Source organism: Mycobacterium malmoense, from assembly GCF_019645855.1.
In the GTDB taxonomy this organism is placed as follows: Bacteria; Actinomycetota; Actinomycetes; order Mycobacteriales; family Mycobacteriaceae; genus Mycobacterium; species Mycobacterium malmoense.
On record NZ_CP080999.1, the window covers coordinates 483,882 to 509,133 of the forward strand.

The 25,252-nt window shown below is 67.7% G+C and carries 22 protein-coding genes; 10 read left to right on the forward strand and 12 right to left on the reverse strand.

The features are described from left to right. Nucleotides 1–38: 38 nt before the first annotated feature. The 4 genes from K3U93_RS02200 to K3U93_RS02215 all read left to right on the forward strand — a co-directional run bounded on the left by K3U93_RS02200 (nt 39) and on the right by K3U93_RS02215 (nt 4,894). Complete coding sequence (locus tag K3U93_RS02200) at nt 39–680, forward strand: TetR/AcrR family transcriptional regulator (protein WP_071512210.1); 642 nt, start codon at nt 39–41, stop codon at nt 678–680. A gap of 16 nt (nt 681–696) precedes the next feature. Continuing rightward, the gene (locus K3U93_RS02205; protein ID WP_176219969.1) at nt 697–1,962 is read left to right on the forward strand and encodes a chloride channel protein; all 1,266 of its coding nucleotides are present in this window, start codon (nt 697–699) and stop codon (nt 1,960–1,962) included. Nucleotides 1,963–2,066: 104 nt separating this feature from the next. Next, nucleotides 2,067–3,830 carry an Eco57I restriction-modification methylase domain-containing protein gene (locus K3U93_RS02210; protein WP_083010639.1) on the forward strand — a complete coding sequence of 588 codons (1,764 nt, stop codon included), beginning with the start codon at nt 2,067–2,069 and terminating at the stop codon, nt 3,828–3,830. Then, nucleotides 3,818–4,894, forward strand: a complete 1,077-nt coding sequence (locus K3U93_RS02215) for a BsuBI/PstI family type II restriction endonuclease (protein WP_083010638.1) — start codon at nt 3,818–3,820, stop codon at nt 4,892–4,894. The genes K3U93_RS02210 and K3U93_RS02215 overlap by 13 nt, the downstream gene beginning before the upstream one ends. Before the next feature lie 2 nt (nt 4,895–4,896). On the opposite strand, the gene K3U93_RS02220 is transcribed toward K3U93_RS02215, so the two are convergent. Together K3U93_RS02220 and K3U93_RS02225 are read right to left on the reverse strand one after the other, a co-directional pair. Further along, a complete protein-coding gene (locus K3U93_RS02220) occupies nt 4,897–5,751 on the reverse strand; it encodes a MaoC/PaaZ C-terminal domain-containing protein (RefSeq protein ID WP_083010637.1) in 855 nt (284 codons plus the stop codon). 59 nt (nt 5,752–5,810) lie between these two features. Next, complete coding sequence (locus K3U93_RS02225; protein ID WP_083010636.1) at nt 5,811–7,187, reverse strand: 3-oxoacyl-ACP reductase; 1,377 nt, start codon at nt 7,185–7,187, stop codon at nt 5,811–5,813. A gap of 153 nt (nt 7,188–7,340) precedes the next feature. On the opposite strand from K3U93_RS02225, the gene K3U93_RS02230 reads away from it, so the two are divergent. After that, nucleotides 7,341–8,654 (forward strand): acetyl-CoA C-acetyltransferase, encoded by a 1,314-nt coding sequence (locus K3U93_RS02230; protein WP_083010635.1) that lies wholly within the window; start codon nt 7,341–7,343, stop codon nt 8,652–8,654. A gap of 308 nt (nt 8,655–8,962) precedes the next feature. On the opposite strand, the gene K3U93_RS02235 is transcribed toward K3U93_RS02230, so the two are convergent. Further along, on the reverse strand, nt 8,963–10,798 hold the full coding sequence (locus tag K3U93_RS02235) for an acyl-CoA dehydrogenase (protein WP_083010634.1): 1,836 nt from the start codon (nt 10,796–10,798) through the stop codon (nt 8,963–8,965). Nucleotides 10,799–10,989: 191 nt separating this feature from the next. On the opposite strand from K3U93_RS02235, the gene K3U93_RS02240 reads away from it, so the two are divergent. After that, on the forward strand, nt 10,990–11,988 hold the full coding sequence (locus K3U93_RS02240) for an isopenicillin N synthase family dioxygenase (protein ID WP_083010633.1): 999 nt from the start codon (nt 10,990–10,992) through the stop codon (nt 11,986–11,988). 24 nt (nt 11,989–12,012) lie between these two features. Beyond that, nucleotides 12,013–12,498 carry a flavin reductase family protein gene (locus K3U93_RS02245; RefSeq protein ID WP_083010632.1) on the forward strand — a complete coding sequence of 162 codons (486 nt, stop codon included), beginning with the start codon at nt 12,013–12,015 and terminating at the stop codon, nt 12,496–12,498. A 67-nt stretch (nt 12,499–12,565) separates the two neighbouring features. On the opposite strand, the gene K3U93_RS02250 is transcribed toward K3U93_RS02245, so the two are convergent. The 4 genes from K3U93_RS02250 to K3U93_RS02265 all read right to left on the reverse strand — a co-directional run bounded on the left by K3U93_RS02250 (nt 12,566) and on the right by K3U93_RS02265 (nt 16,489). Beyond that, the gene (locus tag K3U93_RS02250; protein ID WP_071512159.1) at nt 12,566–13,312 is read right to left on the reverse strand and encodes a succinate dehydrogenase/fumarate reductase iron-sulfur subunit; all 747 of its coding nucleotides are present in this window, start codon (nt 13,310–13,312) and stop codon (nt 12,566–12,568) included. After that, nucleotides 13,313–15,241 (reverse strand): fumarate reductase/succinate dehydrogenase flavoprotein subunit, encoded by a 1,929-nt coding sequence (locus tag K3U93_RS02255; RefSeq protein WP_083010631.1) that lies wholly within the window; start codon nt 15,239–15,241, stop codon nt 13,313–13,315. Nucleotides 15,242–15,283: 42 nt separating this feature from the next. Continuing rightward, on the reverse strand, nt 15,284–16,105 hold the full coding sequence (sdhC, locus tag K3U93_RS02260) for a succinate dehydrogenase subunit SdhC (RefSeq protein ID WP_071512161.1): 822 nt from the start codon (nt 16,103–16,105) through the stop codon (nt 15,284–15,286). A 78-nt stretch (nt 16,106–16,183) separates the two neighbouring features. Continuing rightward, complete coding sequence (locus K3U93_RS02265; protein ID WP_083010630.1) at nt 16,184–16,489, reverse strand: Rv0250c family protein; 306 nt, start codon at nt 16,487–16,489, stop codon at nt 16,184–16,186. 152 nt (nt 16,490–16,641) lie between these two features. On the opposite strand from K3U93_RS02265, the gene K3U93_RS02270 reads away from it, so the two are divergent. Then, nucleotides 16,642–17,400, forward strand: coding sequence for an isocitrate lyase/PEP mutase family protein (locus K3U93_RS02270; RefSeq protein WP_071512163.1), 759 nt, complete (start codon nt 16,642–16,644; stop codon nt 17,398–17,400). 222 nt (nt 17,401–17,622) lie between these two features. Here K3U93_RS02270 and K3U93_RS02275 read toward each other — a convergent pair whose 3' ends face one another. Further along, nucleotides 17,623–18,063, reverse strand: coding sequence for an Hsp20/alpha crystallin family protein (locus K3U93_RS02275; protein ID WP_071512164.1), 441 nt, complete (start codon nt 18,061–18,063; stop codon nt 17,623–17,625). Between the two features lie 214 nt (nt 18,064–18,277). Here K3U93_RS02275 and nirB point away from each other — a divergent pair, with 214 nt between their 5' ends. Continuing rightward, nucleotides 18,278–20,842 (forward strand): nitrite reductase large subunit NirB, encoded by a 2,565-nt coding sequence (nirB, locus tag K3U93_RS02280; protein WP_083010629.1) that lies wholly within the window; start codon nt 18,278–18,280, stop codon nt 20,840–20,842. A 13-nt stretch (nt 20,843–20,855) separates the two neighbouring features. Then, nucleotides 20,856–21,212 carry a nitrite reductase small subunit NirD gene (gene nirD / locus K3U93_RS02285; protein ID WP_071512166.1) on the forward strand — a complete coding sequence of 119 codons (357 nt, stop codon included), beginning with the start codon at nt 20,856–20,858 and terminating at the stop codon, nt 21,210–21,212. A 3-nt stretch (nt 21,213–21,215) separates the two neighbouring features. On the opposite strand, the gene K3U93_RS02290 is transcribed toward nirD, so the two are convergent. From K3U93_RS02290 to K3U93_RS02305, 4 genes are all read right to left on the reverse strand, one after another. Further along, nucleotides 21,216–21,668 carry a TetR/AcrR family transcriptional regulator gene (locus tag K3U93_RS02290; RefSeq protein ID WP_071512167.1) on the reverse strand — a complete coding sequence of 151 codons (453 nt, stop codon included), beginning with the start codon at nt 21,666–21,668 and terminating at the stop codon, nt 21,216–21,218. 31 nt (nt 21,669–21,699) lie between these two features. After that, complete coding sequence (locus tag K3U93_RS02295; RefSeq protein ID WP_083010628.1) at nt 21,700–22,500, reverse strand: sirohydrochlorin chelatase; 801 nt, start codon at nt 22,498–22,500, stop codon at nt 21,700–21,702. Continuing rightward, complete coding sequence (locus K3U93_RS02300) at nt 22,491–23,642, reverse strand: uroporphyrinogen-III synthase (RefSeq protein ID WP_071512169.1); 1,152 nt, start codon at nt 23,640–23,642, stop codon at nt 22,491–22,493. Before K3U93_RS02300 ends, K3U93_RS02295 begins: the two co-directional genes overlap by 10 nt. A gap of 87 nt (nt 23,643–23,729) precedes the next feature. Beyond that, nucleotides 23,730–25,127: a nitrate/nitrite transporter gene (locus K3U93_RS02305; protein WP_071512170.1), complete on the reverse strand. Its 1,398-nt coding sequence runs from the start codon at nt 25,125–25,127 to the stop codon at nt 23,730–23,732. Nucleotides 25,128–25,252 lie beyond the last annotated feature (125 nt).

Consider the following 25,252-nt stretch of genomic DNA (forward strand, 5'->3'; position numbering starts at 1 on the left):
TACCCTGGAGACAGAAAACGGACGAGAAAGGCACAGTGATGGCAGGTGGCACCAAGCGATTACCGCGTGCTGTCCGCGAACAACAGATGCTCGACGCCGCCGTGCAGATGTTCTCGATCAACGGCTACCACGAGACCTCGATGGACGCCATCGCCGCCGAGGCGCAGATCTCCAAGCCGATGCTCTACCTGTATTACGGCTCCAAGGAGGACCTCTTCGGCGCGTGCCTCAGCCGCGAGTTGAGCCGGTTCATCGACGCGGTGCGCGCCGGAATCGACTTCAACCAGAGCCCAAAGGACATGGTGCGCAACACCCTCATCTCTTTTCTGCGCTACATCGACGCCAATCGCGCGTCGTGGATCGTGATGTACACCCAGGCCACCAGCTCGCAAACCTTCGCCCACACGGTGCGCGAAGGGCGCGAGCAGATCATCGACCTGCTGGCCGGGCAGCTGCGGGCCCGTAGCCGCACCCCGCGGACCGACGCCGCGCGCCAGATGATGGCGGTGGCGCTCGTGGGCGCCGGCGAGGCGATGGCCACCCGGGTCAGCACCGGCGACATCGACGTCGACGAGGCGGCCCAGCTCATGATGGAGCTGTTCTGGCACGGCTTGCGGGGAGCGCCCGAGGACCGCGAAGCCGCGGCCGAGGCGGGCGGCCCCAGCGCGGCGGCCGGCTAGACCCTACATTCGTAGGGTGGCCCAACCGCCCCGCCGCGACGTCGACTTCTTTTGCGCGGTAGTCATCGTCGGATTGCTGGCCGGGATCGCCGGGCTGGCGACGACGGCGGTGCTGCGTTTCGTCGAGCACCTCACCTACCACTACAGTTTCGGCACCCTGCTCGTCGGGATCACCGGCAGCAGCCCGGTGCGCCGCGCTCTGGGACCGATGGTCGGTGGCGCGCTGGCGGCGGCCGGCTGGTGGGCCCTGCGGCGCAGGACCCCGGTGCCGCCGCTCGCGGAGACCATCGCGCGTCACGACCGGATACCGCGGTTGGCATGGAGCGTCGACGCCGCGTTGCAGGTGCTGCTGGTTGGCTCCGGGGCATCCCTTGGCCGGGAGGGCGCCCCGCGCCAATTCGCCGCCGCGCTAGGCGATTTCGGCACCGGATTGCTGACGAGGCTGTCGCGCCGGGACCGGGAGATCTTGCTGGCGTGCGCGGCCGGGGCCGGGCTCGGCGCCGTCTACGCCGTGCCACTGGCCGGCGCCCTGTTCGCGGTGCGGATCATGCTGAACACCTGGCATCCGCGGGCGCTGGGCGCGGCGCTCATCACGTCCAGCCTGGCCGTCGCGATGGGCTCGGTCGTCACCGGCGATCAGCCCGACCTGGACTGGCCCGGAGCGGAATCGACGTACCTGCTGACCGCGCACGCCCTGGTCCTGGTGCCGGTGACCCTCGCGGTGGGCCTGGCGTTCGACCGGCTCATGACCGCGGCGCGGCCGGCCGCGCCGATGCGAACCTGGGTACTGATCCCCGCGCTCGCCGCCGCGGGGCTGGTGATGGGGATCTGCTCGCACTGGTGGCCCGAGTTGCCCGGCAACGGCCGAAGCATCCTGACCGTCAGCCTGGCCAGCGGGATGACGCTGTCGGCGGCGGCCGCGATCCTGGCGTTGAAACCGCTACTGACGGCGTTGTTCCTGCGCGCCGGCGGGGCGGGCGGAATGCTCACGCCCTCGCTGGCCACCGGCGCGGCGGCGGGATCGGTGCTGGTGCTGGCGGTCAATTGGGCGGCCGGGACGCACCTGCACGTGCCGGCGGTCTCACTCGCCGGTGCCGCCGGGGTGCTCGCGGTCACCCAGGGCTCACCGATCTGGGCCGCGATCTTCGTCTGGGAGCTCGCCCATCCCCCGCTCCGGCTTCTTCTCGTTTTCCTGGTGACCGCGGTCGGCGCACACGGGCTGAAAGCGCTCGTCGCGCGCCGCGGTGCTGCCGCGCCGGCGCCCCACCGACGCGCCGGTTGAGCGTGCCCGAATTTCCGCTCGCGACTCGGCTGTCAGATCCCCGGTGGAACATGAGCTCATGGCTACAGTCAGTTCCGACCGAGGCGACCGAAGGAGAGCGCGCTGTGACGGACCTATTGGTCGCCGCGGCAGTCACCGAGGCCGTGGAGAACCTGCGGCCTCTGGGCTCCCGAGGTTCGCGCGGAGACCTCGCAACCACCTCGGCGAGCGACCTGACACCGGCCGCGGCCGCGGTCCTGGCCGCGATCCCGGCATGGTGGCGGCTGCGGGCACAAGCGGTCGGCCTCGACGGCCGCTGGCTCGAGGTCGACCGGGCCGTCGACGCGCAACCGCCCATGGACCTTCCCGCCGACCCGGATCTCGGCGCATCGTGGGCCTCGCTGACGGCCGAACAGGTCGGGGCGGCCTACGTCGAAGCGCTGACCCCGGCGATACGCGCGCGCCACGGGCGCCATTACACCCCAACAGAATTGGCTTCCCGCCTCTGGGCTCAGGCGCGTCGAGCCCTCGACTTCGCCCCGCGCAGCCAACCGCTGGGCGGGCTCGTCCGTGACCCCGCGTGCGGCGCGGGTGCGCTGCTGCTGCCCGCGCTTCGTGAGCACCTGCACGGGTCGTACGACGTGGACCCGTCACTCGTCCTCGCCGGATTGCCCAGCGTGATCGAGGGCGTGGACGCGGACCCCGCGGCGGTGTGGATCGCGAATGTCGTCATGGCCGCCGAGATGCTGCCGACGCTGGCCCGGGTGCCCAAGGCCATCCGCAAGCCCCTGCCGTGCCTGGCCCGCGTCGGGGATGGCTTGTCGGGCTTCGGATCCCGGGCCATGGCGGTGATCATGAATCCGCCCTACGGCAGGGTTCGGCTGTCACCGAAGGAGCGGGCTCGCTTCGCTCACCTGGTGTATGGCCACGCCAACCTCTACGGACTGTTCATGGGGACGTCCGTCGAGGCGCTCGCGGAGCGGGGCGTGCTCGCCGCCCTGGTGCCAACGTCGTTCATGAGCGGCAGGTACTTCACGAACCTGCGCGCCTATCTCGGGCGCACGGCCGGCATGGGCGCGGTGACGTTCGTCGAGGACCGCAGCGGAGTGTTCACATCGGTGCTCCAGGAGACCTGCCTGGCCGTCTTCGAGCGGCGCCGACGGCAGAAGACGCGCATCACCAGCTTCGGCAGCCGGGAGCAAACCATCGCGACCGTCCGTTTGCAGCGATCCGAGCAGCCGTGGGTTCTGCCCCGTCGATCCGACGACGCGTCCGTGGCCGCCGCGGCGTCGGCGATGCCCGAAACGTTGTCGTCGTTGGGTTGGACGGCGTCGACCGGCCCCCTCGTTTGGAACCGGCGCGCCGACGACCTCTCCGCCACCTGGGGGCCGACGCGCTCCCACGTGATTTGGGCCGCCGATCTCGACGGCGGGAACCTTCATCGCGATCCGGCCCGCGACGGGATGCGGTATCTGTCGTTGTCTGTGCCGTCGGACCCCACGGTGATGCTCCTGACGCGACCCGCGGTCCTGGTGCAGCGCACGACTTCGCCAGAGCAGAATCGCCGACTGGTCGCCGCGCACCTCGGGGATCAGGAACTGGCCGCCCGGAACGGCCGCGTCACCGTGGAGAACCACGTCAACGTGCTGCGCCCCGCCCCGGACGCCGCGCTTTCCGAGGCTGCGCTCACGCGCGTGTTGTCCACGCGCACAATGGATCAGGTGGTCCGCACCATCTCCGGCTCGGTTGCGCTCAGCGCCTACGAATTGCAGTCCATCCCCATGCCCGATCGTTCGACGGTGACGGCGTGGGAGGACCTGCACGGCGACGCCCTCGAAGCGGCCGTCGCCGCCGCCTATGACTGTGGTTCCAGCCGATGCGCCCCGTGATCGCTCCCGACTTCGCCGAGCGGCGGCTCCAACTCATTTTCCCGAGGACCGCGTTCGATTCCGTCCTCTCGTCACCGCTGGCGGGCCACGCCGTCGCCGCACTGATCTACGTCGACGCCGTCAGCGCGCCCGACCAGGATGCGACCGCCGTGTCGTGGGCCCGGCCGTCGACCGTGATCTGGATGTCGAAAGAGGTGTTCGCCGCCGCTGACGATAAGCGACGCGTGGAGTGGCGGGACGCCTCGGCCAGGAGTCAAAGACACGTCGAAGAGCTGCACGCCTCCTGGGGCATCCCCTTTTCGCCGGCCTACCGGGAGAACAGCCGGGAGACGCTGCGCGACGAGACCTTTCGCAAATGGCGCGAACTCGGGGCCCTCCGCAGGCGGACCGGGTTGGCCACGTCGAGCAGCAAGCCCCGCTGGGCGCTTCTGGGCGACTTCGCGGATCTCTTCGACCCGTCCCTGACCGGTGAGGATTTCACCGAGGCCGCGGCCGCCTGGCGAGAAAACCGCCTCGATCCCGGCACCCGGCTCAAAGCCAACTTCGCCCTCGACAAAGAGCGCGCCCGGCACGCGGTCAGGGTGACGTTGCCCGGCGGGCAGGTCCGCACGCTCGAGCCGGGCATGTCGAGCGTCATACTCAAGGGCGTCATCGAGGCGTGGGCCCCGCGCCGCCTGGTCGAGCCGGTCGTGCTGGCGATATCGGAGCCCGGCGACAAGGTGCACCTGGGCGATAAGCGGGTTCTGCAGGAACTGGGAATCAAGATCGACCAGACGAATCTGCTTCCGGACACCCTTATCGCGGACATCGGCGCCGAGCCGGTTCGCTTCTGGATCGTCGAGGCGGTGGCGACGGACGGGGCGATAACCGCGGAACGACGCCGGGCGCTGCTCGATTGGGCAGCGCGCCAGCATATTTCGGCCGACCGCTGCTCATTCCTGACGGCGTTTCAGTCCCGCAACCACCCGGCGGCGAAGAAGCGGCTCAAGGACATCGCCCCGAACACGCGGGTGTGGTTCGCCGACGAACCCGATCACGAGCTCGCCTGGTATCGGCTCGACTGAATTCAGGCCAGCGCCCGGATGCCGCCGGTTAGGTGCGGATATCCCTTGGCGATATTGCGCAACGAGAGATCCCAGCCGTCATCGCGTTCGTCGAGATAGAGCCCGAGGGTAGCCGGCAGCAGCACCGGCTTGCCGAACCGCACCGAGTACCGCACCGCGTCGGGAAGCCGGGCTTCGATGTTGGCCAATACTGCTGCGGCGCTGAACATTCCGTGTGCGATGACGGTCGGGAATCCGAACAGCCTGGCGGCGATCGGGTTGGTGTGGATCGGGTTGTGGTCGCCGCCGACGGCGGCGTAGCGCCGGATCCGGCCGGCGGTGATCCGCAGCACGGTGCCGGGTGGGGGCAGCTTGGGCTGCTTCTGCGGTGGCGGTTTGGGCTCGTCGGACAGGCTGGTGCGCTGCTGGTGCAGGAAGGTGGTCACCTGGTGCCACGCGGTGTCTTGGAAATCTCCGCCGACGCTGAGGTCCGTCACCAGGTCGACCAGCAGGCCCCTGCGATGCTCGCGCAGGTTCTCGGCACGCATGCGCACGGCGACTTTGTCGGTCACCGCGATCGGGCGATACTGCGTGATCTGGTTCTCGATGTGCACCGATCCTATTGCCGCGAAAGGAAAGTCGAATCCGGTGACCAGCGACATCATCGTCGGGTAGCTCAGCACGAACGGATAGGTGAGCGGCACGTTGTTGCCGTAGCGCAGCCCGGTGACCGCCGCGTACTCGGCCACGTTGGCGCGATCGATGGGCACGTCGTTGACCGTCAGTGTCCGGCCGGGCAGCCGATTCCCGCGCGGCACCAGCGGCAACGCCCCCGCCGCCGCGCGCAGCATGTTCTTCAGCCCGCTTGGCTCGCTCATGACTCCTCCCGATTGTCCAGCTTCTCCTCGGGCCGATCGGCCCGTATCGTCACCAGACGCTACGCTCCCAGCAGCGCCTGGCCGCAGACGCGAATAACGTTGCCGGTCACCGCGTTTGATGCCGGGCTGGCGAAGTAGGCGATGGTCTCGGCGACGTCGACGGGCTGCCCGCCCTGCAGCAGCGAGTTCATCCGGCGGCCCACCTCGCGGGTGGCCAGCGGGATGGCGGCCGTCATCTGGGTTTCGATGAATCCCGGTGCGACGGCGTTGATCGTGATGCCCTTGTCGTAAAGCCCCGGCGCCAGCGCCTGGGTGAGGCCGATCATCCCGGCCTTGGTGGTGGCGTAGTTGGTCTGCCCGCGGTTGCCGGCGATGCCGGCCATCGACGACAACCCGATCACCCGGCCCCCTTCGCCGACGCTGCCGTTGCCCACCAGCCCTTCGGTAAGCCGTTGCGGGGCAAGCAGGTTGACGGCCAAGACGGCGTTCCAGCGGGCGTCGTCCATGTTGGCCAGCAGCTTGTCGCGGGTGATGCCGGCGTTGTTGACCAGGATGTCGGCGTGGCCCGCGTAGTGGTCGCGCAGGTGCTCGGTGATCTTGTCGACGGCGTCGTCGGCGGTGACGTCGAGCCACAGCGCGGTGCCCCCGACCCGGCTGGCGGTCTCGGCCAGGGACTCGGCGGCGGACTCCACGTCGATCGCGACGACGCGGGCGCCGTCGCGCGCGAACACCTCGGCGATCGTCGCACCGATTCCCCGGGCGGCGCCGGTCACGACGGCGACGTGGGAGTCCAGCGGCCGTTCCCAGTCGGCCGGCGGCGTGGAATCGGCCTCCCCGACGTAGAAGACCTGGCCGTCGACGTACGCCGACTTGGCCGACAGGATGAACCGCATGGTCGATTCCAGGCCCGTCGCAGCGGGTTTGGCGGCCGGCGACAGGTATACCAACTGCACGGTGGCCCCGCGGCGCAGTTCTTTGCCCAGCGAGCGGGTGAAGCCCTCCAGCGCGCGCTGCGCGATCCGCTCGTCGGTGCTGGTCGCCAAGTCGGGCGTGGTGCCGACGACCACGACGCGCGCGCAGCGGCCCAGGTTGCGCAGCAGGGGTGTGAAGAACTCGTGCAAGGCCGTCAGCCCGGCCGGCGTCGTGATGCCGGTGGCGTCGAAAACCAGGCCGCCGAACTGGTCGGCCCAGCGGCCGCCCAGGTTGTTGCCCACCAGGTCGTAGTCCTTGTCCAGCGCCGCGCGCAGCGGCTCGACCACCCTGCCTTGCTGATCTGGGGGACCGCCGATCAGCAGGGACCCGGCCAGCGGCGGATCGCCGGGTCGGTAGCGTCGAAGTGTCTCGGGTTGCGGAATGCCAAGTTGCCTTGCCAGAAGCGATCCGGGGCCGGAGTTGACCACCTGCGAGAACAGATCGGACGAGCGCTTGGGAGCCACTAGCTGCCTTCCAATTCTTCCTGGGTTTCGTTCTAGGTCGGGCGTGCCGTTATTAGGGCAACCGTATCGGGGACGAACTTACTTCAGAGTAAGAACAGTGGGTAGTATGGCCCCCAACGGCCGATTCAAAACCGATGTACACGGAGATAAAAAGTGGCCCCTGCAAGTTCACAGACCGGGCGGCGAGTCGCCGTGCTGGGCGGCAACCGCATCCCGTTCGCGCGATCCGACGGCGCCTACGCCGAGGCGTCCAACCAGGACATGTTCACCGCCGCCCTGGGCGGGCTGGTGGACCGGTTCGGGCTGGCCGGCGAACGACTGGGTGTGGTGGCCGGCGGCGCCGTACTCAAGCACAGCCGCGACTTCAACCTGATGCGCGAATGCGTGCTCGGTTCCGAATTGTCCTCGTACACACCGGCGTTCGACATTCAGCAGGCGTGCGGCACCGGGCTGCAGGCGGCGATCGCCGCGGCCGACGGCATCGCGGCCGGCCGTTACGACGTGGCCGCCGCCGGCGGCGTGGACACCACCTCCGACCCACCGATCGGCCTGGGCGACAACCTGCGTCGTCACCTGCTGAAGTTGCGCCGGTCCAAGTCCAATCTCCAACGGCTCAGGCTCGTGGGCACGCTGCCGGCCACCCTCGGGATCGAGATCCCGGCCAACAGCGAACCGCGCACCGGGTTGTCGATGGGCGAGCACGCCGCCATCACCGCCAAGCAGATGGGGATCAAACGCGTCGACCAGGACGAGCTGGCCGTCGCCAGCCATCGCAACATGGCCGCCGCCTACGATCGCGGCTTCTTCGACGACCTCGTCACGCCGTTCCTGGGGCTGTACCGCGACGACAATCTGCGGCCCAATTCCAGCGTCGAAAAGCTGGCGACGCTGCGTCCGGTCTTCGGGGTGAAGGCCGGCGACGCGACGATGACGGCCGGCAACTCGACGCCGCTGACCGATGGCGCCTCGGTCGCGTTGCTGGCCTCCGAGGAGTGGGCGGCCGCGCGTTCGCTGGCCCCGCTCGCCTACCTGGTGGATGCGGAGACCGCCGCGGTCGACTACGTCAACGGGCGCGACGGCCTGCTGATGGCGCCGACCTACGCGGTGCCCCGGCTGCTGGCCCGCAACGGCCTGAACCTGCAGGACTTTGATTTCTACGAGATCCACGAGGCGTTCGCGTCGGTGGTGCTGGCCCATCTGCAGGCGTGGGAATCCGAAGATTACTGCAAGGAGCGGCTGGGCCTCGACGCCGCGCTCGGGTCGATCGATCGGTCCAAGCTCAACGTCAACGGTTCGTCCTTGGCCGCCGGCCACCCCTTCGCGGCCACCGGCGGGCGGATTCTCGCCCAGGCCGCCAAGCAGCTTTTCGAAAAGAAAACAGAGCAAAAAGGCGGCGGCACGGTCCGGGCGCTGATCTCGATCTGCGCCGCCGGCGGCCAGGGCGTGGCCGCGATCCTGGAGGCCTGACCGGGCCGGTCATTAGGCGGCCGTTCGCCCACCAATAGCCCGCCGCGGCCCGGATGATTTCCGTCACAGTCGGTTTCTAACCCGAGCGGTTGGGTACCCACACGTCCGGATAGCCCCGTGTTGTGGTCTGACCCCCCGACCCCGACGGCAATACGGGGCATCCCTGGAATCGACCGCCGGTCAGCGGACGGGCGTACGAAAAGGGCCGCCGCTGGAGTGAGGGGATCCAGCGGCGGCCTTTTTGGTAGGCAATCCCGATACGGCCGTTCACGCCGACTGCCGCTCCGCGGCCGCATCGTCGTTGGCCGTCAGAAAGCGACCTCGTCGAGCTCCATGATCTCGTTGTCCAGCGTCTCGATCACCTCGCGGGTGCTGGCCAGCAGCGGCAGGAAGTTCTTGGCGAAGAACGAAGCCACCGCGACCTTGCCCTCGTAGAAGGACCGCTCGGCGCCACTGGCGCCGGCGTCCAGCGCTTCCACGGCCACCGCGGCCTGACGCTGCAGCAGCCAGCCGATGATCAGGTCGCCGACGCTCATCAGGAAGCGCACCGAACCCAGGCCCACCTTGTAGAGGCTGGTGACGTCCTCCTGCGCGGCCATCAGGTAGCCGGTCAGCGTGGCCGCCATCGCCTGGACGTCGGCCAGCGCCTTGGCCAGCAGCTCGCGTTCGGTCTTCAGCCGGCCGTTGCCGGACTCGCTGTCCACGAACGCCTGGATCTGGCCCGACACGTGGGCCAGCGCCACACCCTTGTCGCGGACGATCTTGCGGAAGAAGAAGTCCTGCGCCTGGATGGCCGTCGTGCCCTCGTAGAGCGAGTCGATCTTGGAGTCCCGGATGTACTGCTCGATCGGGTAGTCCTGCAGGAAGCCGGACCCGCCGAACGTCTGCAGGCTCTCGGTCAGCTTCGCGTAGGCCTGCTCGGAGCCCACGCCCTTGACCACCGGCAGCATCAGGTCGTTGACCTTGACGGCCAGGCCGGCGTCCACGCCGTGCACCGCCTCGGCGACGGCCGCGTCCTGGTAGGTGGAGGTGTAGAGGTACAGCGCGCGCAGACCCTCGGCGTAGGCCTTCTGGGTCATCAGCGAGCGGCGCACGTCCGGGTGGTGCATGATGGTCACCCGCGGCGCGGTCTTGTCGGTCATCTGGGTCATGTCGGCGCCCTGCACCCGCGACTTGGCGTACTCCAGCGCGTTCAGGTACCCGGTCGACAGGGTGGCGATCGCCTTGGTGCCGACCATCATGCGGGCCTGCTCGATGACGTCGAACATCTGCGCGATGCCGTTGTGCACCTCGCCGACCAGCCAGCCCTTGGCGGGCACGCCGTGCTGGCCGAACGACAGCTCACAGGTCGCCGAGACCTTGAGGCCCATCTTGTGCTCGACGTTGGTCACGAACACGCCGTTACGCTCGCCCAGCTCGCCGGTCTCGAAGTCGAACAGGAACTTGGGCACGAAGAACAGCGACAGGCCCTTGGTGCCCGGACCGGCGCCCTCGGGGCGGGCCAGCACCAGGTGGAAGATGTTCTCGAACAGGTCACCGGAATCGGCCGAGGTGATAAACCGCTTCACGCCGTCGATGTGCCAGGAGCCGTCGTCCTGCTTGATCGCCTTGGTCCGCCCGGCGCCGACGTCCGAGCCGGCGTCCGGCTCGGTGAGCACCATGGTCGAACCCCAGCCGCGCTCAGCGGCGATGACGGCCCACTTCTGCTGCTCCTCGGTGCCGAGGTGGTAGAAGATGTTGGCGAAGCCGGCGCCGCCGCCGTACATCCACACGGCGGGGTTGGCGCCCAGGATGTGCTCGTGCAGCGCCCACAGCAGCGCCTTGGGCATCGGCATGCCGCCGAGTGCCTCGTCGATGCCGACCTTGTCCCAGCCGGCTTCCTGGACCGCCTTGACCGACTTCTTGAAGGCCTCCGGCAGCGCCACCGAGTGGGTCTCCGGGTCGAAAACCGGCGGGTTGCGGTCGCCCTCGACGAACGACTCCGCGACCGGCCCCTCGGCCAGTCGGCTGATCTCGGCGAGCATTTCCTGGGCGGTGTCGACGTCGAGGTCGCTGTATTGGCCTTGGCCTAACGCCTTGTCAACGCCGAATACTTCAAACAGGTTGAACACCTGGTCACGCACGTTGCTCTTATAGTGGCTCACGATGTTCCTCCTCGTTGAGAATGCCACTTTTGTGGTTGGGTACTAGGGCTAAGTTACCCACCAGTAACACGACTAAAATATATCCGTTAGCTTCTTCAACGCAAGCGAGTGTGAGCTACATTTCACCGTCTAACTAACCAACCGGTTGGGAAGGCTGGCATGGCCCCGTTGACCTGCGGAGATGATCGTCGATGACGGACGTGAGTAGCGTCACTGCCTTGCCCGTGGTGGATCTGCGTGCCGACCCCGAACGGCTGCGGGCAGGCCTGCGCGAGGCCGCCCACGAGGTCGGTTTCTTCTATCTCACCGGCCACGGCGTGCCCGACGAGCTAGCGGGCAGGGTGCTCGAGGCGGCGCGCCGGCTGTTCGGGCTGCCGGACGCCGACAAGGATGCCGTCGCGATGGTCCGCAGCCCGCATTTCCGCGGCTACACCCGACTCGGCGGCGAACTCACCCGGGGCGAGGTGGACTGGCGCGAGCAGATCGACATCGGACCCGAACTCCCCGCGATCGGCGGGCCCGGCAAGCCGGGCTACCTGTGGCTGCAGGGTCCCAATCAGTGGCCGGCCGCGCTGCCCGAGTTGCCCGGGGTGATCGACGAGTGGGACGCCGCGCTGTCCTCGGTGGCCCGCACCCTGCTCCGGCAGTGGGCGGCCTCGCTGGGCAGCCCACCCGACGCGTTCGAGCCGGCCTTCGCGGACACGCCCGCCACGTTGATCAAGATCATCCGGTACCCGGCCCGCGCGGCCAGCCCGCAGGGCGTGGGCGCGCATCGAGACTCCGGGGTGCTGACGCTGCTGTTGGCCGAGCCGGGCAGCCGTGGCCTGCAGGTGCGACGGCCCGATTCGGGCGAGTGGGTCGACGTGCCGCCTCTGGACGGTGCGTTCATCGTCAACGTCGGCGAGCTGCTCGAGGTGGCGACGGGCGGCTACCTGCGGGCCACCGAGCACCGGGTAAATCTGGGCGGAGCGGCCGAGCGGATTTCGGTGCCGTACTTCTTCAATCCGCGCCTGGACGCGCGGATCCCGGTGCTGTCGCTGCCCGAGGAATTAGAGGCACTGGCGTCCGCAAGGCAGGACCCGTCGGATCCGATCTTCTCGGTCTACGGCCGCAACGCCTGGAAGAGCAGGCTGCGGGCCCACCCGGATGTGGCCGCCGCGCACGGATACTCGTCGAGTAGGGTCGGATAGGCAGAAAGGGGCGAATGAGGTCCGGTGAACTCGACGAACAAGCTGACACCGTCATCGCTTCGTGAGGCCTTCGGCCACTTTCCGTCCGGCGTGGTGGCCATCGCCGCCGAAGTCGAAGGCGTCCGGGAAGGCTTGGCGGCCAGCACCTTTGTCCCCGTCTCGCTCGACCCGCCGCTGGTGTCGTTCTGTGTACAAAACACGTCGACGACATGGCCCAAGCTCAAGCGCGTGCCGAGGCTGGGCATCAGCGTGCTCGGCGAGGCCCACGACGAGGCCGCACGCGCGTTGGCCGCCAAGACCGGTGACAGGTTCGCCGGCCTGCAGACGGTGTCGCGCACCAGCGGCGCGGTCTTCATCAAGGGCACCGGCCTGTGGCTGGAGAGCGCGATCGAGCAACTGATCCCGGCCGGCGATCACACCATCGTGGTTTTGCGGGTCAACGAGGTGACGGTGGACGCGGAGGTGGCGCCGATTGTGTTCCACCGCAGCACGTTCCGCAGTCTGCTTTGACCGCGAGACTGTAACTACCGACGCATTCCCCGAGACGTGGCGTCGGTAGTTACAGTCTCGCGGGAAATTAACGCCGGAACAGCTTGTTGCCCAGCCAGACGATCGGGTCGTATTTGCGGTCGGCGACCCGCTCCTTCATCGGAATCAGCGCGTTGTCGGTGATCTTGATGTTTTCCGGGCACACCTCGGTGCAGCACTTGGTGATGTTGCAGTAGCCCAGGCCGTAGTCTTCCTGCGCCTGGTTGCGCCGGTCCAGGGTGTCCAGCGGATGCATTTCCAGCTCGGCGATGCGCATCAGGAAGCGCGGCCCGGCGAACGCCTTCTTGTTCTGCTCGTGGTCGCGGACCACATGGCAGACGTTTTGGCACAGGAAGCACTCGATGCACTTGCGGAACTCCTGCGAGCGCTGCACGTCGACCTGCGCCATCCGGTACTCGCCGGGCTGCAGCTCCTTGGGCGGCGCGAATGACGGTATCTGGCGGGCCTTTTCGTAGTTGAAGGAGACGTCGGTGACCAGATCGCGAATCACCGGGAAGGTCCGCAGCGGAGTGACGGTGACGACCTCGTCCTCGGCGAACGTCGACATCCGGGTCATGCACATCAGCCGCGGTTTGCCGTTGATCTCCGCCGAGCACGACCCGCACTTGCCAGCCTTGCAGTTCCACCGCACCGCGAGGTCGGGCGTCTGGGTCTGCTGCAGGCGATGGATGATGTCGAGCACCACCTCGCCCTCGTTGACCTCAACGGTGAAGTCCCGCAGTGCGCCGCCGGCCTCGTCGCCGCGCCACACCCGCATGCTCGCGTTGTAGGTCATTTACTTCTCCGTCCTGGAGGTCCGTCCTGGATGCTCGGCCAGTTCGCCGTCGGTGTAGTACTTCTCCAGCTCGGAGATCTCGAAGAGCTCCAGCAGGTCCGGGCGCATCGGCACCTGGTCTTCACGCGTGACGGTGATGTCGGGAATCACTTCGTCGCCGCCGGCCGCACGGCAGACCAGCAACACCTTGCGCCAGTTGGCGTCCATCGACGGGTGATCGTCGCGGGTGTGCCCGCCGCGGCTCTCGGTGCGCTGCAGCGCGGCCTTGGCGACGCATTCGCTGACCAGCAGCATGTTGCGCAGGTCGATGGCCAGGTTCCAGCCGGGGTTGTACTGGCGATGTCCCTCGACCTGGATGTTCTTGAAACGCTGACGAAGTTTGTCCAGCCAGCCGAGGGCCTGGGTGATTTCGTCCGCGTTGCGGATGATGCCCACCAGGTCGTTCATCGACTGCTGCAGTTCCAGCTGCAGGGTGTAGGGGTTTTCTGCCGCGGCGCCGTTTGCCGGTGTCTCGAAGGGGGCCACCGCCCTCTTCGCCGCCGTGTCGACGGCGTCCTGGTGGACCGCCGGGCGGCTGCTCAGCGCGCGCACGTAGTCGGCGGCGCCCAGGCCGGCCCGCCGACCGAAGACCAGTAGGTCCGACAGCGAGTTGCCGCCCAGCCGGTTGGAGCCGTGCATGCCGCCGGAGCACTCGCCGGCGGCGAAGAGCCCGGGGACGACGGCCGCACCCGTGTCGGCGTCGACCTCGACACCGCCCATCACGTAGTGACAGGTGGGCCCGACTTCCATTGGCTCCTTGGTGATGTCGACCCCGGCCAGCTCCTTGAACTGGTGGTACATCGACGGCAGCCGGCGCTTGATTTCGTCGGGGGTCAACCGGGACGCGATGTCGAGGAACACGCCACCGTGCGGGCTGCCGCGCCCGGCCTTGACCTCCGAGTTGATCGCGCGCGCGACCTCGTCGCGGGGCAGCAGGTCCGGGGTGCGGCGGGCCGAGTCGTTGTCCTTGAGCCACTGGTCGGCCTCTTGCTCGGTTTCGGCGTACTGGCCCTTGAACACCGGCGGGATGTAGTCGAACATGAACCGCTTGCCGTCGGAGTTTTTGAGAACCCCGCCGTCACCGCGAACGCCCTCGGTGACCAGGATCCCTTTCACGCTCGGCGGCCACACCATGCCCGTCGGGTGGAACTGGACGAACTCCATGTTGATCAGCGTCGCGCCGGCGCGCAGCGCCAGGGCGTGCCCGTCGCCGGTGTACTCCCAGGAATTCGAGGTCACCTTGAACGACTTGCCGATCCCGCCGGTGGCCAACACCACCGCGGGGGCCTCGAACAGGACGAACCGGCCGCTTTCGCGCCAGTAGCCGAACGCCCCGGCGATCCTGTCCCCGTCTTTGAGCAGCTCGGTGATCGTGCATTCGGCGAACACCTTGATCCGCGCCTCGTAGTCGCCGAGCTCGGCCTGGTCCTCCTGCTGCAGCGAGACGATCTTCTGCTGCAACGTGCGGATCAGCTCCAGGCCGGTGCGGTCGCCGACGTGGGCCAGCCGCGGATAGGTGTGACCGCCGAAGTTGCGCTGGCTGATCTTGCCGTCCTTGGTGCGGTCGAACAGCGCGCCGTAGGTCTCCAGCTCCCAGACCCGGTCCGGCGCCTCCTTGGCGTGCAGTTCGGCCATCCGCCAGTTGTTGAGGAACTTCCCACCGCGCATCGTGTCGCCGTAGTGAGTCTTCCAGTTGTCCTTGGGGTTGGCGTTACCCATGGCCGCCGCGGCGCCGCCCTCGGCCATCACCGTGTGCGCCTTGCCGAACAACGACTTGCACACCACCGCGACCTTGAGGCCGCGCTCGCGCGCTTCGATGACCGCACGCAACCCCGCGCCGCCGGCACCGATCACTACCACGTCGTAGGAGTGCCGCTCGACCTCAACCATGAATCCTCACTTAAGCTTTTCTGATATTCCTGAAAAGGCTTTTCAGCCAATGAATCTCAAGTCCGGGATGGTTCCGCTGGCGACCAGCATGACGTAGAAGTCGGTAATTACCAGCGTTCCCAGCGTGATCCACGCGAACTGCATGTGGCGGGTGTTGATCCGACTGACCTGTGTCCACAGCCAATATCGGATCGGATGTTTCGAAAAGTGCTTCAGCCGGCCGCCGGTGACGTGGCGGCAGGAGTGGCACGACAAGGTGTAGGTCCAGAGCAGGATCACATTCGTGACGAGAATGACGTTGCCCAAACCGAATCCGAAGCCCGACGGGGAATGGAAGGCCTTGATCGCGTCGTAGGTGTTGATCAGCGAGATGATCAGCGCCACATAGAAGAAGTACCGGTGGCTGTTCTGAATGATCAGCGGCAACCGCGTTTCGCCGGTGTACCCGGCTCGTGGCTCGGGGACTGCACAGGCGGTCGGCGACTGCCACACCGAGCGGTAGTAGGCCTTGCGGTAGTAGTAGCAGGTGATCCGGAAGGCGAGCAGGAACGGCAGCGAGACCGCCGCGAACGGAATCCACCACGGGAAGTGCCCGAACCATACCCCCAGGTGACTGGCGCCTGGAGCGCACGATGCGCTGACGCACGGTGAATAGAACGGCGTCAAGTAGTGGTATTCGTCAACCCAGTAGGCGCTGCCCCAGATGCCGCGGATGAACCCGTAGATCAGGAAGGCTCCGAGGCCCAGGTCGGTCAGTAGCGGCGCCTTCCACCAGCGGTCGGTGCGCAGCGTTCGCTCCGGGATTTGCGCGCGGGTAGGTGAGAAAACGCCGGACTTAGAACGGTTCGCCGTGGGTGCGCTCATCTAATGTTCCTCTTCGAACGGGCTGTCACGTCGAAGGGTACACAGAGAGTACCCCCACTTTTCGGGGGGCTTGGGTTGTCAGGACCTGCTGTGACCTCCGACACCCTCGTCGTCGACATCGCGCCAGAAATCGCTGTCGTACTGGGTGTCAGGAATGACGATCTTCTCGCCGGATTGCTGCACGGTGGCGCGCGACAGGTCCAATTCGGACACGTCGGTGTCGAGCAATTCGACGTCGCTGAGAATCCGATCGGCGTCGATGACGATGCGGCGCATCGCCGGGCTGTCGCCGTAGCGCGCCTTCAAGGAGCCGACGCACCGCCGCAGGCCGCCGATGAGGTCGTGAAGTTCGGCGAGTGCGGTGACGCCGGTAGGGCTCGACAACGGATCTCCTCGACTTTCCCGGGCTCTCGTGGGTTCTCGCGGGTTCTCGCGGGCCGGACGGTGGTACGGATCACAGTACGCCCCGATACTATCCACGGCACGGGCCTGACGTCAGGCACGTCACTTCGGGCGAGCCAGGGAGCAAACACCCCATGACGGGCGAAACCACCGCGCGGCGCGCCACGGCGCTGCTGGAACTGCACCAGCCGGGCAACCCGGTGGTGCTGCCGACCGTGTGGGACGCCTGGTCGGCGCGGCTCGCCACGGACGCCGGATTCGTCGCCCTCACGGTGGGGAGCCACCCGCTGGCCGATTCCATCGGCAAACCCGACGGCGAGGGCATGTCGTTCGACGACGTGCTCACCCGCGTCGCGCAGATCACCGCCGCGGTCGACGTCCCGGTATCGGTGGACATCGAATCGGGGTATGGGTTGCCGGCGGCGCGCTTGATCGAGGGCTTGCTCGGCGTGGGCGCCGTCGGGCTCAACATCGAGGACACCGTGCACTCCGAGGGCAAGCGCCTGCGGTCCGTCGGTGAACACGCCGAATTGGTTGGCGCGCTGCGGTCGGCGGCCGACGCGGCCGGGGTACATGTCGTGATTAACGCCCGCACCGATCTCTTTCTGCGGAAGGACGGCGACGACGCGGATCGCGTCGACAGGGCCGTGGCGCGGCTGACCGAGGCCGCCTCCGCGGGAGCCGACGTTCTCTATCCGGTCGGCCGCCACGACCCGGAAACGTTGCGGCGCTTGGCCACCGAGTTGCCGCTGCCGGTCAACGCGATCGCGCTGCCCGACCGGGACGACCCGGCGTCGTTCGGCCCGCTGGGTGTGGCGCGGATCAGCTTCGGGCCCTTTTTGCAGGCCGCGCTGGCGGCCCGGGCCGGGGAGCTGCTGGCCCGCTGGAGTTAGGGCGCGCTCGGGCTTTCGGGGTGAATCCAGGGCTTTGCCCGTGAATCCAGGGCTTTCAGTATGTAACCAGGGCGTCGATCCGGCGACTTTTCCGCCCACGCTTCACGGGCAAAGCCGAGGTCTCACAAGCAAAGCCGTGGCCTCACGGGCAAAGCCCACGCTCACGGGCAAAGCCGGCGAGGCCGCCCGAGGTTGATGCGGCCCAGCCGGATTGCTCGGGACTTACTTCGTGATCGTGATGCGCTGCGCCTGAGCCCCGGCGTAGGCGCCGGCGACTCGCACCGTTAACACACCCGCGTCGTAGGACGCCGTGACGGCCTCGCTGGTGACGTGCGCGGGCAGCTGGAACGACCGGCGGAACGATCCGTAACGAATCTCACGCAGAGTGCGGCCGCCATCCTCCTGCGCGCGCTCGTCGCGGTGTTCGCCGTGGATCACCAGGCGGCCCTTGTCGACCTCGACGTTGACGTCTTTCTCGACGTCAACGCCTGGCAGTTCCACGCGGACCACCGCGTCGTCACCATCCTTGACGATCTCCGCGGCCGGCCTAAAATCACTGGTCACCGGTTTGACCCAGTCCGTTGTGGCGGCGGGGCCGAAAAAGTCGCGCAACCACCGGTCGGTGTCCCAGGCCGGTCGCGACCACAATGCGAGGTTGCTCATGGGCTTCTCCTTACGCTTTCTTGTGAGTTAGCTGTGACCGGCGCCTTCCCGGCCGGCTATTCCTAGAAACATGAGTCGGCCCCGCTTAAGTTCCACCTGGGTGTTCGCCCGCAGCGAAAAGTTTCACACTGGTCCCTGTGAGGTGTGAGGCCGCTGTCATGTGGGCGTCACATTTCGCGATTTTTCCTTAATCTCCTGCCCCTACCCTCGTGGCATGGCCCCGTCCGAGAATTCGCGCGCGCACTGTGCTGCGCGTCACGTCGTCGTGGTCGGGCATGGCATGGTGGGCCACCGGCTGGTCGAGGCGTTGCGTGCCCGCGACACCGAGGGGTCTTGGCGCATCACGGTTTTGGCCGAGGAGGCCGACGCGGCCTATGACCGCGTCGGCCTGACCTCCTACACCGAAAGCTGGGACCGCGCACTGCTCGCGCTGCCCGGCAACGACTACGCCGGCGACGAGCGGGTTCGGTTGTTGCTGAACACGCGCGTCACCGAAATCGACCGTGCGACAAAGTCGGTGGTCACGGCCGACGGCCAACGGCACGGCTACGACGCCCTGGTGCTGGCCACCGGTTCCTACGCCTTCGTCCCGCCGGTGCCCGGCCACGACCTGGCGGCGTGCCACGTCTACCGCACGCTCGACGACCTCGACGCCATTCGCGCCGATGCCCAGCGCACGCTGCAGGCCGGCCACGCCCCTGCGGGGGTGGTCGTCGGCGGCGGCCTGCTGGGACTTGAAGCCGCTAACGCATTGCGCCAGTTCGGGTTACAGACGCACGTGGTCGAGATGATGCCGCGCTTGATGGCCCAACAGATCGACGAGGGCGGTGGGGCGCTGCTGGCCAGGATGATCACCGACCTCGGCATCGCGGTGCACGTTGGGACCGGCACCCAATCGATCGAACCCGTTGAGCGTCCGGACGGCTCGACGTGGGTGCGGGTGCGCCTGACCGACGAGGACGTCATCGACGCCGGCCTGGTGATCTTCGCGGCCGGCATCCGGCCGCGCGACGAGCTGGCGCGAGCGGCGGGGCTGACGCTCGCCGAACGGGGCGGTGTGCTCACCGACTTATCTTGCCGCACGAGCGATCCCGACATCTACGCGGTCGGCGAGGTCGCCGCGATCGGGGGCCGCTGCTATGGCCTGGTCGGGCCCGGTTACACCTCCGCCGAGGTGGTAGCGGACCGGCTGCTGAACGGCGCCGCGGAGTTCGGGGAAGCGGACCTGTCGACAAAGCTCAAACTGCTTGGCGTCGACGTCGCCAGCTTCGGCGACGCGATGGGGGCGACCGAGAACTGTCTCGAGGTCGCCATCAACGACGCGGTGAACCGGACATACGCCAAACTGGTGCTGTCCGACGACGCCAAAACCCTTCTGGGAGGGGTGCTGGTGGGCGATGCCTCGTCGTACGGAGTGTTGCGGCCGATGGTCGGCAGCGAGCTGCCGGGGGATCCGCTCGCGCTGATCGCGCCGGCCCAGTCCGGCGGTGGCGCGGCCCTGGGCGTTGGGGCGCTGCCGGATTCGGCGCAGATCTGCTCGTGCAACAACGTCACCAAGGGCGATCTGAAGTGCGCGATCGCCAACGGCTGCGCCGACGTTCCCGCGCTGAAGTCGTGCACGGCAGCCGGCACCTCCTGCGGGTCGTGCGTGCCCTTGCTCAAGCAGCTGTTGGAAGCCGAGGGCGTGGAACAGTCCAAGGCGCTGTGCGAGCACTTCAGTCAGTCGCGGGCGGAGCTTTTCGAGATCATCTCGGCCACCGAGATCCGAACCTTCTCGGGTCTGCTGGAGCGCTTCGGCCGCGGAAAGGGTTGCGACATCTGCAAACCCGTGGTCGCGTCCATCCTGGCCTCGACCGGTTCCGACCACATCCTCGACGGCGAGCAAGCCTCCCTGCAGGATTCCAACGACCACTTCCTGGCCAACATCCAAAAGAACGGCAGCTATTCGGTGGTGCCGCGGGTCCCCGGCGGTGACATCAAGCCCGAGCATCTGATCCTGATCGGCCAGATCGCGCAGGACTTCGGGCTCTACACGAAGATCACCGGCGGTCAGCGGATCGACATGTTCGGTGCCCGGGTGGACCAGTTGCCGCAGATCTGGAAGCGGCTGGTCGACGGCGGCATGGAATCCGGCCACGCCTACGGCAAGGCGCTACGCACGGTGAAGAGCTGCGTGGGCAGCGACTGGTGCCGCTATGGCCAACAGGATTCGGTGCAGCTGGCCATCGACCTGGAGCTGCGGTATCGGGGGCTGCGGGCGCCGCACAAGATCAAGCTCGGTGTCTCGGGTTGCGCGCGGGAGTGCGCCGAGGCGCGCTCCAAGGACGTGGGCGTCATCGCCACCGAAAAGGGCTGGAACCTCTACGTCGCCGGCAACGGCGGCATGACGCCCAAGCACGCACAGCTGCTGGCCAGCGACCTGGACACCGAGACGCTGGTCCGTTACGTCGACCGGTTCCTGATGTACTACATCCGCACGGCCGACCGGCTGCAGCGCACCGCGCCGTGGGTCGAGACGCTGGACGGCGGACTGGATCACGTGCGCGAGGTCGTGTGCGAGGACTCGCTGGGATTGGCCGCGGAATTCGAGGCCGCAATGGAGCGGCACGTGCAGAACTACAAGTGCGAATGGAAGGGCGTGCTGGAGGATCCGGACAAGCTGTCGCGGTTCGTCTCCTTCGTCAACGCCCCGGACGCCGTCGACTCGACGGTGACGTTCACCGAGCGCGCCGGGCGCAAAGTGCCTGTGCCCATTGGCATGCCGCGGGTCCGCTCATAACTCGGGAGGCAATATGACTGTTCTCAACGACATTCAGGTGTGGACGACCGCCTGCGCGTACGATCGCCTCATTCCGGGCCGTGGTGTCGGGGTGCTCCTCGACGACGGCACGCAGGCGGCCCTGTTCCGGCTGGACGACGGGTCGGTGCACGCGCTCGGCAACGTCGACCCGTTTTCCGGGGCGGCGGTGCTCTCGCGCGGGATCGTCGGAGACCGGGGCGGTCGCGCCACCGTTCAATCTCCCATTCTGAAGCAGGCTTTCGCGCTCGAAGACGGTTCCTGCCTGGACGACCCGCGGGTCTCGGTGCCGGTGTACCAGGTGCGCGTCACCCCCGAGGGCGAGATCCAGATCGGGCGGATCGCCGCGTAGACATCAGCGCGTGATGTCACCGACCAAGTAGCGCTGCATCGTCGGGCCGATCGCGTCGACGAGCGCGTCCACCGGCATCGAGTGCAGCGGCTCCGAGCGCACGCCGTAGCGCATGATGCCCAGGCCCACGAGCTGGGAGGCGCACAACGACGCCCGTACGGCGACCTTGTCGGCTCCCAGGATTTTCAACAGCGGGCCGAAAACCGGGCCGATGAACAAGCCCTCGACGATTTCGGCGGTCTTGGCCAGCCCGGTGGACGCGATCGCGCTGGCCGCGAAGGGGCCGCCGCCGGCGGCGTCCCAGGTGGTAATCAGCATGTGCAACGTCCGGCGGCCCACCTGGTTGACCCCACCGGTGACGACCCGATCGATGAATTCCGGTGTGCCGAAGGGCAACCGCAGCATCTTCGCGACCGGGTCAAGGAGCCCACGCGACGGCTCTTCGCGGCGAGGCATGCTGCCAGAATCGTCCGGATGTGAGCAAAGATCAAGCGTCGCGGGCGTCGGCGTGCCCCGTCGGCAGCGCACTGTGGCTGCGCCCCAGCGAATTCAGCAGCCCATGAGGCCCGTGAGGCCGCAGGCCGAGCCGGCGCGACGCGTGCCGCGTTGTCACGGGCATGGCCCCGCGGAATCCGTTGGCAATCAGGTGGGCCAGCCCGGGATGAGTGCCCAGCGGCCGGCTGACCAGGTCGGCGCCGCAGCCGCGCAGCCGTTCTTGAAACAGGCCGTCGGCCAGCAGATAGGAGGCGACCGCGACGCGGCGGGCGCCGTCGCGGCGGGCGGCGGCGACCGCCTCGTCCACATAGGGATCGCCGGTGGCCGCAAATCCCAGCCGCACCCGCGACCGGACCAGCGCGGACAGTGTCGTCGCGGTCGTGTGCACATCGGCGCGCGCCCGGACATCCGTTGTGCCAGCCGCCCCGAGGATCACCGAATCACCCACGCGCCAACCGGATTTCGCCAACTGGTGGGCGAGGATCCGCGCGATCTCCTCGCTCGGTCCCAAAGCGGGGGTGACGATGACATCCGGGTGTCCGCTGGCGGCGACGTGGGCCGGCAGATCGGTGCGCACGTGATAGCCGCGCGCTAAAAACGCGGGCACCACGACGGCGGGCCGGCCACCGGCCGCCGCCCGCGACAGCACCTCGGTGGGCGTGGGCCCCAACACGTCGACGAACGCAACCTGCACCGTGCGGTCGAGAAGCGCGCTCACCCGTGCCGCAAGGTCGGCGATCATCGCGACGCCACCCGGTCTGCGGGTGCCGTGCGCGGCCAGGATCAGGTCCATGGGGAGCCCGGCGGGTCGTCGATGGCGAGCCGGTAGCCACGTTTGACCACCGTGGCGACGATGTTCTTGTCGCCCAACGCCGTTCGCAGCCGTAGCATGGCTGTGTCGACGGCGTGCGGGTCGTTGCTGTTGCCGGGCAGCACCCGCAACAGGTCGGTGCGCGCGACGACGTCGCCGGGCCGTTGCGCCAGCGCGCGTAGCATCGCCATCCCGGACGGCGACAGCAGCTTGATGGAACCGTCTACCAGCACGCAGGTTCCGCGGATATCAACCGCGTGGCCGGCGGCCTTCACGGTGCACGACCCCAGCAGTGGCAGCTCCTCGGCGATATGCCGGGCCAGCGCCCCCAATCGCATCCGTTCCGGCGCCGAGGTCGGAACGCCCTTCCGGATCAGCGGTTTGGACGTCACCGGGCCGACGCACATCGCATGCACATCGGTGCGCAGGGCTTCCAACACCTGGTCTTCGATATTCAGTTCCCGACTGCGCTCCAGGACCGCCGCGGCTGCGGGCGCCGACGTGAAGGTGACCGCATCGAATTGTCGTCGGGCGATCCCGGTGACCAGCTGGTCAAAATCGCCGCCCAACGGCGTTGGCTTCCACCGGTACACCCGGAGGGGCACCACTTCGGCGCCCGCGAACCGCAAGCCGCCGATAAATTCCGGAAACGGGTCCCAAGCGTCGGCGGCGCCGTGCAGTTGAATGGCGACGCGCTTTCCGGACACGCCCGATTCGAGCAGATATTCCAGCACCTCCTGTGAGGATTCGGACTCAGGGGACCACTCCTCGTGCAGGCCAGCGGCGCGCACCGCGCCAGTTCCCTTCGGTCCACGCGACACGATCCGGGCCTTCGACAGCGACGTGATGAGTTGGTTGGCCAGCCCCCATCCCTCGGCCGCGGCCAGCCAGCCGCGGAAGCCGATGCCCGTGTGCACGACCAGGATGTCGGGCGGCTCGGCGATCAAAGCCGCTGTGTTGCTGTGCAATTCGTCATCGTCGGGCAGCGCGATCATGTTGATCGCGGGCGCGCTGCAGACCTCGGCGCCCTGTCGGCTCAGCAACGCGCACAGCTCCTCGGCGCGGCGAGAGGACGTCACCGCAATCCGGTAGCCGGTCAGCGACGCGGTTTTCGGTTGAGCCATATGACCTGTGTATGCCCGGGACGTTTCCGCCGCGTTACCAAGCAATTGCTGCCGCATTGCCCCTGATTGCCCCTGCCGCGACCACGGTCACACCCGGGCGGGCTCGGCTTCCGGTGCGGATTTCGGCGCGCCCGGGGCCGATGCCGGCCGGCGAACATACAGCATCCAGGTCATGATCGCGGCGGCGCAGTAGGAGACCAGGAAAATCCAATACGCCGACGTCTCGGTGCCGCTGCTGAGATAGGACTGACGCAGCGCCATGTTGATTCCCACGCCGCCGAGCGCGCCCACCGCCGAACAGATGCCAATCAGCGCTCCCGACTTAGCGCGCGCCCAATGGCGGCGTTCGTCCTCGCTGACCTTCAGGGAGCGGCTGCGCGCCTCGAAGACCGACGGGATCAGTTTGAACACCGAACCATTGCCCATCCCGGACAGGATGAACAACACCATGAAGCCGACGACGTAGCCGATCATGCTGGTGGATCGGGCGCTGGCGTGGTGGTCGTCAAAGGTGCTGATGGTGACCAGCAGGCCGGCGCCCAGGATCATGCCGGTGAGGACGCCCAGGGTGACGCGGCTTCCCCCGAGCCGGTCGGCCAGCCGGCCACCGTAGATCCGGGCCAGCGACCCCAATAGCGGTCCCACGAAGGCGATCTGCGCGGCGTGCAGCGCCGCGTGCTTCGCGGTTTCCCCGTTGGCCAGGAAGTTGACCTGCATCACCTGGCCGAAGGCGAAGGAGAACCCGATCCAGGAGCCGAAAGTGCAGATGTAGAGCAGCGAGATCACGTGGGTGTCGCGCTCGAACAGGATCGAGCGCATGGTGTTCACCTCGGTGCCGTGGTGGAGGTTGTCCATGAACAGCGCCGCCGCGATGCCGACGACTGCCAGCAACACGATGTAGACCGCGCATACCCAGTACGGCGCTTCGTGGCCCGCGGTGGCGAGCACCAGCAGTCCGACCAATTGGATCACCGCGACCCCGAGGTTGCCGACGCCGGCGTTGACCGCCAGCGCCGCGCCCTTGAGCCGCTCGGGGTAAAACGCGTTGACGTTGGCCAGCGAGGCCGCGTAGTTGCCGCCGCCCAGTCCGGTCAGCGCGGCGCAAACGAGGTAGGGCCACAGCGGCAGCCCGGGATTGGCCAGCAACACGATGGTGCCGACCGTCGGAATCAGCAGCACGAACGCCGAGAACACCGTCCAATTGCGGCCGCCGAAGGCGGCGATGCCCAAGGTGTACGGGATGCGCGCGCAGCCACCGATCAGGGTGGCGACGGCGCCCAGCAACAGCTTGTCGCTGGCCGAGAAGCCGTACACGGACACCGGCATGAAAAGCGCCATCACGGGCCACAGGGTCCAGATCGAAAACGCGACGTGGTCGCCCGCCACCGTGCAGAGCAGATTGCGGCGGGCGACTTTCTTGTTGCCGGCCTCCCAGGCCGCCGTGTCTTCCGGATTCCAGTCCGTGATGCGGTGGTTGCGGCCCATGCGATCTCGATTCCTTTCCTCAGGCCGTCCCAGGAATTCGCTGAATTCGCTCAGCCCAACCCGGCACCGGGAGAGCTGTCTGAGTCTGGCGTCGATGGCGCATGGGCACCCCGGAGTGAAGAGGC

Bases quoted from the DNA above. Each gene is read 5' to 3' on its own strand.
- K3U93_RS02200 (WP_071512210.1), top strand. From the start codon at position 39: ATGGCAGGTGGCACCAAGCGATTACCGCGTGCTGTCCGCGAACAACAG.
- K3U93_RS02215 (WP_083010638.1), top strand. From the start codon at position 3,818: ATGCGCCCCGTGATCGCTCCCGACTTCGCCGAGCGGCGGCTCCAACTC.
- K3U93_RS02220 (WP_083010637.1), bottom strand. From the start codon at position 5,751: ATGAGCGAGCCAAGCGGGCTGAAGAACATGCTGCGCGCGGCGGCGGGG.
- K3U93_RS02240 (WP_083010633.1), top strand. From the start codon at position 10,990: ATGACGGACGTGAGTAGCGTCACTGCCTTGCCCGTGGTGGATCTGCGT.
- K3U93_RS02250 (WP_071512159.1), bottom strand. From the start codon at position 13,312: ATGACCTACAACGCGAGCATGCGGGTGTGGCGCGGCGACGAGGCCGGC.
- K3U93_RS02255 (WP_083010631.1), bottom strand. From the start codon at position 15,241: ATGGTTGAGGTCGAGCGGCACTCCTACGACGTGGTAGTGATCGGTGCC.
- sdhC (WP_071512161.1), bottom strand. From the start codon at position 16,105: ATGAGCGCACCCACGGCGAACCGTTCTAAGTCCGGCGTTTTCTCACCT.
- K3U93_RS02270 (WP_071512163.1), top strand. From the start codon at position 16,642: ATGACGGGCGAAACCACCGCGCGGCGCGCCACGGCGCTGCTGGAACTG.
- K3U93_RS02275 (WP_071512164.1), bottom strand. From the start codon at position 18,063: ATGAGCAACCTCGCATTGTGGTCGCGACCGGCCTGGGACACCGACCGG.
- nirB (WP_083010629.1), top strand. From the start codon at position 18,278: ATGGCCCCGTCCGAGAATTCGCGCGCGCACTGTGCTGCGCGTCACGTC.
- nirD (WP_071512166.1), top strand. From the start codon at position 20,856: ATGACTGTTCTCAACGACATTCAGGTGTGGACGACCGCCTGCGCGTAC.
- K3U93_RS02290 (WP_071512167.1), bottom strand. From the start codon at position 21,668: ATGCCTCGCCGCGAAGAGCCGTCGCGTGGGCTCCTTGACCCGGTCGCG.
- K3U93_RS02295 (WP_083010628.1), bottom strand. From the start codon at position 22,500: ATGGACCTGATCCTGGCCGCGCACGGCACCCGCAGACCGGGTGGCGTC.
- K3U93_RS02300 (WP_071512169.1), bottom strand. From the start codon at position 23,642: ATGGCTCAACCGAAAACCGCGTCGCTGACCGGCTACCGGATTGCGGTG.
- K3U93_RS02305 (WP_071512170.1), bottom strand. From the start codon at position 25,127: ATGGGCCGCAACCACCGCATCACGGACTGGAATCCGGAAGACACGGCG.